We start from the raw sequence: 12,411 nt of genomic DNA, 5'->3' as shown, positions 1-12,411 counted from the left end.
GCGGAGGAGCCCGACCGCCCGGTCGCTGAGCGAGCGCAGCGAGACGAAACGCCCGCGGCACGCGGGCCTTCCTCCGGGCGTTGAGCGAGTGAAGCGAGACGAAACGCCGGCGACGCGCGGGCGTTCGGATTCCGTGAGGGCGGCGGCTGCGGCATCCGGCGCCGTCATAGGGTGACCACATGGAGCGGGGCGCGCGCGGAGGGCACCCGGCGGCGGACGCCGGTTCACCGACCAACCCTGGCGGCCGGTTCACACTTCCCCGGATGACCGGCGGGGCATTGAGCCTGCGCCGCCGGCTGCTCGGCTTCGGTCTCGCCCTCCTCGGCGGCCCGGTGCTCACGTGGTTCCTCGTGAGCATCCGCAGCGAGGAGACGATCACGAGCGAGGTGCTCGCGTACCAGTTGCTCGTCGTGCTGGTCTCGCTCGTCGGCGGCATCTGGCCGGCGGTGTTCGCCGCGGTGATGTCGGGCCTCGCGATCAACTACTTCTTCGTCGCGCCGTACTACACCGTCTCGATCGCGGATCCGCGCAACGTGTGGGCCCTCGTCCTGTACGTGGTCATCGCGGTGCTCGTCAGTTTCGTGGTCGACCGGGCCGCGCGGGCGGCGCGGGCGGCGCATCGTGCAGAAGCGGAGGCCGAGCTGCTGGCGGCCGTCGCGGGCAGCGTGCTGCGGGGCGACTCCGCCGTGCTGGCACTCGTCAGCCGCACCCGCGAGTCGCTCGGGCTCGCCGGCGTGCGGCTGGTGGACTCTGACGGCACCGTGGTGGCGACCGACGGCGAGCCGGTGCGCGACGGCCGGTTCGAGGCGGTCACCGTCAGTCGTCGCAACGGCGGTCCACCCGCGATGCTCGAGCTGCACGGCCACCCTCTCGATGCCTCCGAGCGCCGGCTCGTCGACGCCGTCTCGGCGCAGCTGTCCGCCGCGCTGGAGCACACCGACCTGACCCGCACCGCGCGCAAGGTGGACGTGCTCGCCGAGACCGATCAAGTGCGCAGCGCGCTGCTCTCGGCTGTGAGCCATGACCTGCGCCGCCCGCTGGCGGCCGCCGTCGCCGCCGTCGGGGGTCTCCGCGCCGCCGGGCCGGGCCTGTCGGCCGAGGACCGCGCCGAGTTGCTGGCGACCGCCGACGAGTCGCTCGCGACGCTGTCGAACCTCGTCACCGACCTCCTCGACGTCAGCCGCGTGCAGGCGGGCGTTCTCGCCGTGTCGCTGCAGCCCGTCGACGGCGCCGGCGTCGTGCTCGCCGCGCTCGACGAGCTCGGCGCGGGACCCGAGCAGGTGGAGCTGGCACTCGACGCGCGCGTTCCCGCGCTGCGCGCCGATCCCGTGCTGCTGCAGCGCGTGCTCGTCAACGTGCTGGCCAATGCGACGCGCCACTCGCCGGACGGGGCGCGCGTGCGGGTGTCGACCGCCCGTCGGGGGCCCGACGCCGAGATCCGTATCGTCGACCGCGGCGCGGGGATCCCGGCCGCTCGCCGCGACGACATGTTCACCCCGTTCCAGCGGCTGGGCGACACCGACAACACGACGGGGCTCGGACTGGGGCTGGCGCTGTCGAAGGGGTTCACCGAGGGCATGGGCGGTACGCTCACGCCCGAGGACACCCCCGGAGGAGGCTTGACCATGGTGATCGCCCTCCCCGTCGCGGACGCCCACGACGAGCCGGTGGTCGCCGAATGAAGGTGCTGATCGCCGACGACGACCCCCAGCTCGTGCGGGCGCTGCGCATCACCCTCGCCGCCCACGGGTACGACGTGGTCGCCGCCACCGACGGCGCCGCGGCCATCGCGCTGGCCGCGAAGGAGCACCCCGACGTCGTCATGCTGGACCTCGGGATGCCGCGCCTCGACGGCATCCAGGTCATCGAGGCGCTGCGGGGCTGGAGTACCGCGCCGATCATCGTCGTCTCGGGCCGCACCGGCTCCGCCGACAAGGTCGAGGCGCTGGATGCCGGAGCCGACGACTACGTCACCAAGCCGTTCCAGATCGACGAGCTGCTCGCACGGCTGCGGGCCCTCTCGCGACGCGCGGTCGCGGCATCCGGAGCTCCTGTGGTCTCGTTCGGCGACGTCGTGGTCGACCTCTCGACCAAGACCGTCACGCGCGCCGGCGAGCGCGTGCACCTCACGCCCACCGAGTGGCGCATCCTCGAGTTCCTGGCGCGCAACGCCGGATCGCTCGTGACGCGCCAATCGCTCCTCAAAGACATCTGGGGCACCGAGCAGGTCGTCGACACCGGGTACCTGCGGCTTTACATGTCGCAGCTGCGCAAGAAGCTCGAGGCCGACCCCGCCCACCCGGCGCACCTGCTCACCGAGTCGGGCATGGGCTACCGCCTGCTCGCCGACCCCGCCGCCTGACCGCGCGGGCCGGGGCCCGCGACGCCGGGCCGAGCGTTCCGGTGAGCCCAGGCCCGGGGGCAGCCCCCGATCAGCCGAGGCCTCGGGCCAGCCGAGGCCCGGGGCAGCCGAGGACCCGGGTCAGCCCAGGCCGTGGCGCTCGTCGGCGGCCGCGGCGTCATCGCCCGCGACGGGCTTGCGCGAGAGTCCGACCGAGCCGCCCGACGCGCTGCCCGAGAGCGCGGAGTGGACCGCGACCGACTCGTCGACGTCGGGGTACTGCGGGCGCAGCTGCACCGCCTCGTTGCGCTTGTTCTCGCGCTTGGCCTTGCGGGCCGAGTAGGCGAGGTTGAGGGCCTCGACGAAGATCGCGAAGGCCATCGGCCCGTAGATGAACGCCTTGTCGATCTTGATCTCGAAGCCCTCGGCGACCAGGAACACACCGATCAGGAGCAGGAACGACAGCGCCAGCATCTTCACCGTGGGGTGCTTGTTGACGAACGCGAAGATGAAGCGCGACGCGAAGAGCATGATGCCGAACGAGAGCACGACGACCGTGATGATGACGACGAGGTTCTCCGTCATGCCGACCGCGGTGATCACCGAGTCGAGGGAGAAGACGAGGTCGAGCAGCAGGATCTGCACGAGCACCGAGCCGAACGTGATCGTCTTGCGGCCGACGCCGGCGTGCTCCTCCTCGGCCCCCTCGAGCTTGTGGTGGATCTCTGTCACGGCCTTGTAGACGAGGAACAGACCACCCGCGATGAGGATGAGGTCCTTCCACGAGAAGCCCATCTCACCGATGAAGAACACGTCGTTCTTGAGCGTGATGATCCACCCGGCGAACAGCACGAGGATCACGCGCATCACCATGGCGAGGGTGAGGCCGAGGTTGCGGGCCTTGGCCTGCTGCTCCTTGGGGAGCTTGGACGCGAGGATCGAGATGAAGATGACGTTGTCGACGCCGAGCACGATCTCGAGCACGAACAGCGTCAGGAACACGGCGATCAGATCGGGCGTGAAAGCGAAGGAGAAGTCCACCCGCTCATCGTAGGGGGCGCACGTGGACCGGCCGCGGCGGTCGGCAGCCCGGTGCGGCCTGCATGAGGGTCCGATGAGGCCGCGCTCCCAAAGCCCTGGGAGGACTCGGCCCATGCCCTCCCGGCCATATTCACGTGCGTAGGGTGGGCCACAGCGATCGGCATCCGCCTGTGGCTCCGAGACGACGTCAGCGTCGACACCCGACCCAGAGCAGGTGCATCATCGCCACACTCATCGCCGCCCCGCAGGATCAGCTGGGCCCCGTCCGCCAGACCTACGCCGGCGCCGAGACCTTCCCGCCGGTCGCCCGCGCCTACACCGAGGTGTCGCAGGTCGTGCGCGAGACGGGACTCCTCCGCCGGGCCGAGTGGTTCTACGCCCTCGTCGGCGTGGGGCTGCTCCTGGGGTTCGGCGGCGTCATCACGGGCTTCGTCCTGCTCGGGCAGACGTGGTACCAGCTGCTGATGGCAGGTGCCCTCGGCATCCTGTTCACGCAAGTGGCGTTCCTCGCCCACGAAGCCGCCCACCGGCAGATCCTCGCGTCGGGCCCCACCAACGACCGGCTCGGGCGCTTCCTCGCCGCCGGTGTCGTGGGGATCAGCCTCTCGTGGTGGAACAACAAGCACAATCGCCACCACGCGAACCCGAATCGCGTGGGCAAGGATCCCGACATCGAGATCGACACGATCTCGTTCCTGGAGACGGATGCCGCCTCCGCCGGCCGATGGCGCGCCCTCGTCACCCGTAAGCAGGGCTGGCTGTTCTTCCCGCTGCTGACGCTCGAAGGCGTGAACCTGCACGGGCACGCGTTCCGCCACCTGTTCTCACGCGAAGGCGTCAAGGACCGCTGGATCGAGCTCGCGCTCATCACAGTGCGATTCGCCCTCTACCTCACGCCGATCTTCGTCTTCCTCCCGATCGGCATGGCGTTCGCGTTCCTCGGCGTGCAGCTGGCCGTGTTCGGCGTCTACATGGGCGCGTCGTTCGCGCCCAATCACAAGGGCATGCCGATCATCGCCAATGACGCGAAGCTCGACTTCTTCTCGAAGCAGGTGCGCACCTCTCGCAACATCCGCGGCGGCTGGTGGGCGACCGCGCTGATGGGCGGGCTCAACTACCAGGTCGAGCACCACCTCTTCCCGAGCATGGCGCGCCCCCACCTCGCGAAGGCCCGCGAGATCGTCATCGAGCAGTGCCGCACACGGGGCGTGCCGTACACCGAGACGAGCCTCTGGGAGTCGTACGCCATCGTCATCGCGTACCTCAACCGGGTGGGCCTCGCCGCCCGCGACCCGTTCGACTGCCCGATGGTGAATCGGTTCCGCAGCGCCTGAGTGCGAAACTCCACGGATCCGCCCCCACCGCGCGGCCCTCGCGGCGCGGTGGGGCCTGGACAGTGTGGATCCGTGGAGTTCTGCAGACGGCTGTCCGGCTAGACCCCGGCCAGCACTCCCTCGAGGCGCGCGTAACTCGCCTCCATGCCGTCGGTCATGCCGGTCGCGAGCACGATGTCGCGGGTCTGCATGTCGGGGTACTCGATCAGGAGCGTGATCAGGGTGGCGCCGTCCTCCTCCTCGAGGTTGAGGTCGTTGAGGGTCGACGGGTAGTCGGTTCCGGTCATGTGCTCGGTGGTCACGGCGCGACGCGGCGCCTCGGACAGCACGGTCTCGCCGTCGAACCCGAACCGCTCGCCCTCGGTGTCGCCGATCGGCTCCCACTCGTAGCGATACTTCCCGCCAACGGCGGGGTCGACTTCGCACACCGACATCCGCCAGCCGTCGGGGCCGAGCATCCACTTCTCCAGCAGCTCGGGCTCCTGGTGGGCGCGCCACACCAGGTCGATCGGGCCCTCGATGAGCCGCGTGATGCGCACGTGGGTGTCGTCGAGGATCTCGGTCTGCGTGGCCTTGCCGGCGGCGTACTCGCGCAGGCCTGCCAGCACGCGGTCGAGCTGGTTGATCGCCATCGTCGAGCCCTCGACCGCGCCGAAGTCGACGACCTGCTGGAGGGCGTCGGCCGAGGCGAAGTGCGAGACATTGACCATGCGCGAGCCCGCCGCGGTGGGCTCGAACGTGAAGACGACGCGCATGACGGGCATGCCGTCGAGCGGCGCCCCGTCTGCATTGGCGAAGTTGTCGAGCACGGTGAAGCCGCGTGGGGCGTCGATCTCGAGGAACTCCCACGAGCCGTACGACTTCTCGCCCTGCGGGCTCGTCATGTAGTACACGGCACGGCCGCCCGGGGTGAAGTCGAACTCCGGGAAGCGCGCGGGCCAGCCCGGAGGGCCCCAGAACCGCTCGAGCTGCTGCGGGTCGGTGAAGGCCTCCCACAGTCGCTCGACGGGCGCCGCGAAGTCCGCGGTGAGCGTCAGCGTGAGAGCTTCGGCATCGGTGGTGACGTCGGTGACGGGCATCGTCATTCTCCTTCGTTGGTGTCGTGCTGGGGTTCTTCTGGGGTGGGGATGCCGGGGGCTCCGGCCGGCTCGGCCAGCAGCGCGTCGAGCCGGTCGATGCGGGAGCGCCACATCTCCTCGTAGCGGGCGAGGAGCGCCCGCGCCCGGGCGATCATCTCGGGGTCCGCCCGGACGAGTCGCTCGCGCCCCTCGGCGCGCTTGACGATGAGGCCGGCCTCCTCGAGGACGGCGACGTGCTTCTGCACGGCCGCGAACGACATGTCGTATTCGCGGGCGAGCGCCGAGACCGAGTGCTCGTCCGCGATCGTCCGACGGAGGATGTCGCGCCGCGTGGCCGCGGCGAGCGCGTGGAACACGCGGTCGATCTCGTCATCGCTGAGCTCATTTCGTACAACCATTTGGTTGTAGGTTAGGCCGGGTCGCGGCATCCGTCAACCCCTTCGGTCGACCGAGGTCCCGAGCGACGACGCACGGTCATCCCGTGAGGCACAGGCGCCCGGACGGCGGTCCGTGCCCTCACGGTGCCAGACGCTCCGTGCCCGAATGCTGGGGCGGCCGGGGCCCGTCGGGCGGTGGGCCGTAGCGGGTGGGCGAGGCGACGAAGGCAGCGCTCGCGAGCACTGCGATCACCGTTCCCACCGCGAGCGCGCGCTGGACGCCCCTCACCCCGAACGTGCGCCGCACGACGGCGACGAGGCCGCACCCCGCGAGACCGCCCGCCGTGTTGACCAGTACATCGGTCACATCGGAGCTGCCGACCGCGAGGACGAACTGCACGGACTCGAGCGCGAAGCTCGCGCCCGCGAGGGTCGCGGTGATGCGCGGAAGCGACCGCGCCGGCGCGAGCAGGGCGAGGTACGCGCCGAACGGCACGAAGATGAGCACGTTCGCAACGACCTCAGCGGGGACGCTCGCGCCGAACCCCTGGCCCGCGACGAACGGCACGAGCTTGATCGAGCGGGTGACGCCCCCGACGACCGGCACATCGAGCTTGAACAGCACGAGCCACGCGAGCAGCACGAGATAGACGCCGAAGAGCCCGGCGACGAGCCCGCGATTCACGCGATCGGCGGCGTGCGGCGCGGAAGGCGAGGTCTCAGTCGTCGCGGTCATGGCTTCATCCGCGGGTCGTAGGTCGGGTCGGGGTACACCGCGGGGCAGCCCGATCCGACGGCCTCCGGGCGCAGCTCGTAGTGCCACGGCTCGTTCGCATAGATCTGACAGAGTCCGAACCGCGCGCCCCTCGCCGCGAGCCAGTCCGTGGCATCCGTCCCTCCGATGTCGATCGCGCTCCCCGAGACGTGCGGCGACGTGTCCGGCGTCGCGACCCAGCGCGCGGCCTCTTCGGCCGAGCCGTACTCGGCGATCGCGTCGCGCAGCAGGCGGTCCTGGTGATCGCGCGACCGCCAGCCGCTGTTGACGACGAACGCAATGCCGCTGGCGGAGGCGTCGGCGGCCGCACGCCGGAGTGCCTCGAGCAGCTGCGGCTGGAGTCGGGAGACGGCAGGGACGTCGTCGAAGACGGTCGTGCCGTCGGCGACACCACCGTCCTCCGCGAGCACCGCGCCGGAGCTGCCCTCGAGCGCCGGAAGCGCCCCGGGGACCGATCCGGCGGTGTCGGCAGCGATCGCAGAGGGCGCGGTCGCGGCGGGCTCTCGGGCGCTCGCGGGCCACGTGCACGCCGTGACGACCACTGCGAAGACGACCGCTGCCGAGGCGACGGCGGCCGCATGAAGGCGGCGGGATGCCGGATTGTGAGGGGTGTGAGAGGACATGGCACTCACTTCACGCGAGCGCGTGTTGCCAGAGCGTATGCCGAGCTCGATATGCCGACGATATGCGCCAGCTCTTACGATCGTCAGCATGCGCGTGCTGGTCGTCGAGGACGAGCCATTCCTCGCCGAAGCCGTCCGTGACGGGCTGCGGCTCGAGGCGATCGCGGCTGACATCGCGGGCGACGGCGACACGGCCCTCGAGCTCCTGAGCGTCAACTCGTACGACATCGCGGTGCTCGATCGCGATATCCCGGGTCCGTCGGGCGACGAGATCGCGCGGCACATCGTGGCATCGGGCAGCGGCATCCCGATCCTCCTGCTCACTGCCGCCGACCGGCTCGACGACAAGGCGTCGGGGTTCGAACTCGGTGCCGACGACTACCTCACGAAGCCCTTCGCGCTGCGAGAGCTCGTGCTGCGTCTGCGCGCGCTCGACCGGCGCCGCGCGCACCACCGGCCGCCCGTGCGCGAGATCGCGGGCCTGCGGCTCGACCCCTTCCGTCGCGAGGTGTTCCGCGACGGACGCTATGTCGCGCTGACGCGCAAGCAGTTCGCCGTGCTCGAGGTGCTCATCGCGGCCGAAGGCGGGGTGGTGAGCGCCGAGGAGCTGCTCGAGCGCGCCTGGGACGAGAACGCCGACCCCTTCACGAACGCCGTGCGGATCACGGTCTCGGCGCTGCGCAAGCGCCTGGGCGAGCCGTGGGTCATCGCGACGGTCCCGGGCTCGGGCTACCGCATCGACACGGGTGGACCCCATGGCTAGAGAACGCGGACCGAGCGTTCGCCTCAAGCTCACGCTCAGCTACGCGGGATTCCTCATGGTCGCGGGCGGCATCCTGCTCGCCGTGGTGTGGCTGTTCCTGCTGCGGTACGTGCCGCCGGACGCGACACCCACGCTCGACGGCTACTCGCCGGGCCGCGACGACCTCATTCGCGCGTTCACGCCGGCCGCCGGTTGGGCCCTCGTCTTCCTCCTCGCGTTCGGGCTCGCAGGCGGGTGGGTCCTCGCCGGCCGCATGCTCGCTCCGCTCACGAGGATCACGGATGCCGCGCGCCGCGCCGCCGGCGGCTCACTGTCGCACCGGGTCGCTCTCGAAGGACGCCAGGACGAGTTCCGCGAGCTCGCCGACGCCTTCGACACGATGCTCGCGCGACTCGAGGCGCAGGTCGCCGAGCAGCGTCGTTTCGCCGCCAACGCCTCGCACGAGCTGCGGACGCCGCTCGCGATCTCGCAGGCGATGCTCGAAGTCGCGCGCAGCGACCCCGGGCACGACACCGCCGCGCTCCTCGAGCGGCTCAGCGTCGTCAACGCCCGCGCGATAGAGCTGACCGAGGCCCTGCTCGTCCTGAGCCGCGTCGACCAGGGCACGTTCGACCGCGAGCGCGTCGACCTGTCGCTCCTCGCCGAGGAGGCGGCCGAGACGCTGCTGCCGCTCGCCGAAGAGCGCGGCGTCACGCTCGAGACATCGGGCGACATCGCGCCCGTGCTCGGGTCGCCGGCGCTCCTGCTGCAGCTCACCACGAACCTCGTCCAGAACGCGATCGCGCATAATCTCCCCGAGCGAGGCAGCGTCCGCGTGCGCACCGAAACGCGCGCGGGAGGCGGCATCCTGACCGTCGAGAATACCGGCCCGCGCCTCGCACCCGAACTCGTCGCGACGCTCACCGAGCCCTTCCAGCGCGGCAGTGAGCGCCTGCGCGGCGACGAGGCCGGGGTCGGCCTGGGCCTCGCGATCGTCCAGAGCATCACGCGGGCCCATGGCGGGGCGCTCACGCTGACGGCGCGCCCGGAGGGAGGGCTGCTCGTCACGGTGCGGGTGCCCGGCGCGGGCTGATGAGGAGCGTCCCGCGCCCGCCGGATGGTGTCACGACACGGCTGCGCTGCCGCTTCTAGACCTTCCGTTCTCACGTGACGGCCGGTGTCCCGACGCCGTTTCCGAGACTTCGTCCGGAACACGACCGGCGGACGGATGCCTCGGCCCGCGGCATCCGTCACCCCATCTCGTGCCGAACTAGACTGGGGAGGTCCGGCATCCCCCGAATTTCTGGAGCTGAGCCGCGTGACCACCCCCTCTTCGACTTCCGTCGCCGACACCGTCTCGAACGCCGAGGCCACGCCCGAGAAGGAGCAGCCGTACGCGGCGCTCGGTCTCAAGCCGGACGAGTACGACAAGATCCGCGAGATCCTCGGCCGCCGCCCCACGTCGGGCGAGCTGGCGATGTACTCCGTCATGTGGTCGGAGCACTGCTCGTACAAGTCGTCGAAGATCTACCTCCGCAAGTTCGGTGAGAAGGTCTCGGACGAGATGAAGGAACGGCTCATGGTCGGCATGGGCCAGAACGCCGGCGTCGTGGACATCGGCGAGGGCTGGGCGGTCACCTTCAAGGTCGAGTCGCACAATCACCCGAGCTACATCGAGCCGTTCCAGGGCGCCGCGACCGGCGTCGGCGGCATCGTGCGCGACATCATCTCGATGGGCGCGCGCCCGGTCGCCGTCATGGACCAGCTGCGCTTCGGCGCCATCGACAACCCCGACACCGCGCGCGTGGTCCATGGCGTGGTGAGCGGCATCTCGTTCTACGGCAACTGCCTGGGCCTTCCGAACATCGGCGGCGAGACCGTGTTCGACGCGGTCTACCAGGGCAACCCGCTCGTCAACGCCCTCGCGGTCGGCGTGCTCCGCCACGAGGACCTCAAGCTCGCCAACGCCACCGGCGCCGGCAACAAGGTCGTGCTCTTCGGCGCCCGCACCGGCGGCGACGGCATCGGCGGGGCATCCATCCTCGCCTCCGACACGTTCGCCGACGGCGGTCCTACCAAGCGGCCCGCGGTGCAGGTCGGCGACCCGTTCGCCGAGAAGGTGCTCATCGAGTGCTGCCTCGAGCTGTACAAGGGCGAACTCGTCGAGGCCATTCAGGACCTCGGCGCCGCCGGCATCTCGTGCGCGACGTCGGAGCTCGCCGCCAACGGCGGCTCGGGCATGCGCGTCGACCTCGAGAAGGTGCTGCTGCGCGACCCGTCGCTCACGCCCGAAGAGATCCTGATGAGCGAGAGCCAGGAGCGCATGATGGCGATCGTGGCGCCCGAGAAGCTCGACGCGTTCCTCGAGGTCGTCGGCAAGTGGGACGTCGAGACGAGCGTGCTCGGCGAGGTGACCGGAGATGGGCGCCTCCAGATCTTCTGGCACGGCGAGCAGATCGTCGACGTCGACCCCTCGACCGTCGCGGTCGACGGGCCGGTGTACGAGCGCCCCGTCGCCTACCCCACCTGGATCGACGCGCTCCGCGACGACTCCGCCGCGGCGCTCCCCCGCTCGAGCGACCCCGACACGCTCCGCACGCAGTTCACGCAGCTCGTCGCGAGCCCGAACCTCGCCGACACGTCGTGGGTCACGAACCAGTACGACTACTACGTCATGGGCAACACGGCCCTGTCGTTCCCCGACGACGCCGGCATGATCCGCGTCGACGAGCACTCGGGGCTCGGCTTCGCCATCGCCACCGACTGCAACGGCCGCTACTGCCAGCTCGACCCGTACCAGGGCGCGAAGCTGGCCCTCGCCGAGGCCTACCGCAACGTCGCCGTCACCGGTGCCGTGCCGACGGCCGTCACCGACTGCCTGAACTTCGGCAGCCCCGAGAACCCCGAGGTCATGTGGCAGTTCTCGCAGGCTGTCGACGGCCTGTCGGACGGATGCCTCGAACTCGGCGTCCCCGTCACCGGCGGCAACGTCTCGTTCTACAACCAGACCGGCGACCAGCCGATCTTCCCGACGCCGGTCGTCGGCGTGCTCGGGATCATCGACGACGTCGCCCGCCGCATCCCGTCGGGCTGGCAGGACGCCGGCGAGAACATCTACCTCCTCGGCGTCACGGCCACCGAGCTCTCGGGCTCGCAGTGGGCCGGGACGATCCACGGGCACCTCGGCGGCCGCCCGCCGGCGGTGGACCTCGCGCACGAGAAGAAGCTCGCCGAGCTGCTGCACGCGGCCGGCCAGCAGTCGCTGGTGTCGTCGGCGCACGACCTGTCGTCGGGCGGCCTCGCGCAGGCTCTGGCCGAGAGCGTCATGCGCTTCGGCGTCGGCGCGCGCGTCTGGCTGAACGAGATCCAGGAGCGGGACGGGGTGGATGCCGCCACCGCCCTCTTTTCGGAGTCCACGGGCCGCGTCATCGTCTCGGTGCCGCGCGAGGACGACGTGAAGTTCCGCGGGCTGTGCGAGGGCCGGGGGTACCCGGTGCTGCGCATCGGCGTGACGGACGCGGCCGCGGACGGCGACGAGCCGGCGCTCGAGGTGCAGGGCGTCTTCACGGTGCCCCTCGCCGAGCTGCGCGACCTCTCGACGTCGACGCTGCCCGCCGCCTTCGGCGCGACGGTGTCGGAGCCTGTGGCCTCCTGACCCCCGTCGGGTCCGGGCGCAGCCGCGTTGCGCAGGCGAACGGGGCTTCCACAGCACCCGATGCTCTGTAGGGGTCCTGCACAAGACCCGGGCACCTGCGGATGCCCTGACCCCCGAGGTGGAGCTCGGCCGCGGTGGCCCGCACCCGTATTGCGCAGGTGAACAGGGCTTCCACAGGACCCGAAGCCATCTCCGGCTCCTGCACACGGCCCGATCACCTGCGGACGCCCTGTCGCGCCGGAGCGCATTCGGCCTCCCTCCTTCCTCGCTCGCTCGCTTGACGACCAGAGGCTCCGGTCGTTGAGCGAGCGAAGCGAGACGAAACGCGCCCGAGCTCTGCACGGCCGTACGCACCAGGGCGTTCCGCAGGCGAACAGGGCTTCCACAGGACCCGAAGCCATGGGTGAGTCCCATAACGTGGTGTCACTTCCCGCGGGGTCGTCG

10 protein-coding genes and 1 pseudogene are annotated in these 12,411 nt (G+C 70.7%); 6 read left to right on the top strand and 5 right to left on the bottom strand.

Annotation, left to right across the window (positions count from 1 at the left end; genetic code table 11):
- Positions 1-239 precede the first annotated feature (239 nt).
- Together R8Z57_RS15940 and R8Z57_RS15935 are read left to right on the top strand one after the other, a co-directional pair.
- Positions 240-1,682, top strand: a pseudogene (locus R8Z57_RS15940) (DUF4118 domain-containing protein); the annotation flags it as partial.
- The gene (locus R8Z57_RS15935; protein WP_318354769.1) at positions 1,679-2,362 is read left to right on the top strand and encodes a response regulator; all 684 of its coding nucleotides are present in this window, start codon (positions 1,679-1,681) and stop codon (positions 2,360-2,362) included. The pseudogene R8Z57_RS15940 and the gene R8Z57_RS15935, both read left to right, overlap by 4 nt.
- 120 nt (positions 2,363-2,482) lie before the next feature.
- On the opposite strand, the gene R8Z57_RS15930 is transcribed toward R8Z57_RS15935, so the two are convergent.
- Complete coding sequence (locus R8Z57_RS15930) at positions 2,483-3,382, bottom strand: TerC family protein (protein WP_318354768.1); 900 nt, start codon at positions 3,380-3,382, stop codon at positions 2,483-2,485.
- Positions 3,383-3,603: 221 nt separating this feature from the next.
- Here R8Z57_RS15930 and R8Z57_RS15925 point away from each other — a divergent pair, with 221 nt between their 5' ends.
- Positions 3,604-4,716: a fatty acid desaturase family protein gene (locus R8Z57_RS15925; RefSeq protein WP_378722302.1), complete on the top strand. Its 1,113-nt coding sequence runs from the start codon at positions 3,604-3,606 to the stop codon at positions 4,714-4,716.
- Between the two features lie 98 nt (positions 4,717-4,814).
- Here the strand turns inward: R8Z57_RS15925 and R8Z57_RS15920 are convergent, their stop codons facing one another.
- The 4 genes from R8Z57_RS15920 to R8Z57_RS15905 all read right to left on the bottom strand — a co-directional run bounded on the left by R8Z57_RS15920 (position 4,815) and on the right by R8Z57_RS15905 (position 7,570).
- Positions 4,815-5,795, bottom strand: a complete 981-nt coding sequence (locus tag R8Z57_RS15920) for an SRPBCC family protein (protein ID WP_318354767.1) — start codon at positions 5,793-5,795, stop codon at positions 4,815-4,817.
- A 2-nt stretch (positions 5,796-5,797) separates the two neighbouring features.
- Positions 5,798-6,193, bottom strand: coding sequence for a metalloregulator ArsR/SmtB family transcription factor (locus R8Z57_RS15915; RefSeq protein WP_318354766.1), 396 nt, complete (start codon positions 6,191-6,193; stop codon positions 5,798-5,800).
- A gap of 118 nt (positions 6,194-6,311) precedes the next feature.
- Entirely contained in the window at positions 6,312-6,908 is a 597-nt protein-coding gene (locus R8Z57_RS15910; protein ID WP_318354765.1) for a VanZ family protein, read from the bottom strand.
- Entirely contained in the window at positions 6,905-7,570 is a 666-nt protein-coding gene (locus R8Z57_RS15905; RefSeq protein WP_318354764.1) for a M15 family metallopeptidase, read from the bottom strand. Before R8Z57_RS15905 ends, R8Z57_RS15910 begins: the two co-directional genes overlap by 4 nt.
- A gap of 88 nt (positions 7,571-7,658) precedes the next feature.
- Between R8Z57_RS15905 and R8Z57_RS15900 the strand changes: the two genes are divergently transcribed.
- The 3 genes from R8Z57_RS15900 (at position 7,659) to purL (ending at position 11,967) form a co-directional block, all read left to right on the top strand.
- Positions 7,659-8,333 (top strand): response regulator transcription factor, encoded by a 675-nt coding sequence (locus tag R8Z57_RS15900; protein WP_318354763.1) that lies wholly within the window; start codon positions 7,659-7,661, stop codon positions 8,331-8,333.
- The gene (locus tag R8Z57_RS15895) at positions 8,326-9,405 is read left to right on the top strand and encodes a HAMP domain-containing sensor histidine kinase (RefSeq protein ID WP_318354762.1); all 1,080 of its coding nucleotides are present in this window, start codon (positions 8,326-8,328) and stop codon (positions 9,403-9,405) included. The genes R8Z57_RS15900 and R8Z57_RS15895 overlap by 8 nt, the downstream gene beginning before the upstream one ends.
- A gap of 225 nt (positions 9,406-9,630) precedes the next feature.
- A complete protein-coding gene (gene purL, locus R8Z57_RS15890) occupies positions 9,631-11,967 on the top strand; it encodes a phosphoribosylformylglycinamidine synthase subunit PurL (RefSeq protein WP_318354761.1) in 2,337 nt (778 codons plus the stop codon).
- The last annotated feature ends 444 nt before the right edge of the window (positions 11,968-12,411 follow it).

The organism is Microbacterium sp. M3 (assembly GCF_033548675.1).
In the GTDB taxonomy this organism is placed as follows: Bacteria; Actinomycetota; Actinomycetes; order Actinomycetales; family Microbacteriaceae; genus Microbacterium; species Microbacterium arthrosphaerae.
The sequence above is the reverse complement of the archived record's forward strand: the minus strand, read 5'-3'. Positions and strand labels throughout refer to the sequence as shown.

Excerpts from the sequence above, each read along its gene's own strand:
- R8Z57_RS15895 (WP_318354762.1), top strand. The coding sequence starts at position 8,326 with ATGGCTAGAGAACGCGGACCGAGCGTTCGCCTCAAGCTCACGCTCAGC.
- R8Z57_RS15920 (WP_318354767.1), bottom strand. The coding sequence starts at position 5,795 with ATGCCCGTCACCGACGTCACCACCGATGCCGAAGCTCTCACGCTGACG.
- R8Z57_RS15915 (WP_318354766.1), bottom strand. The coding sequence starts at position 6,193 with ATGGTTGTACGAAATGAGCTCAGCGATGACGAGATCGACCGCGTGTTC.
- R8Z57_RS15905 (WP_318354764.1), bottom strand. The coding sequence starts at position 7,570 with ATGTCCTCTCACACCCCTCACAATCCGGCATCCCGCCGCCTTCATGCG.
- R8Z57_RS15935 (WP_318354769.1), top strand. The coding sequence starts at position 1,679 with ATGAAGGTGCTGATCGCCGACGACGACCCCCAGCTCGTGCGGGCGCTG.
- R8Z57_RS15900 (WP_318354763.1), top strand. The coding sequence starts at position 7,659 with ATGCGCGTGCTGGTCGTCGAGGACGAGCCATTCCTCGCCGAAGCCGTC.
- R8Z57_RS15910 (WP_318354765.1), bottom strand. The coding sequence starts at position 6,908 with ATGACCGCGACGACTGAGACCTCGCCTTCCGCGCCGCACGCCGCCGAT.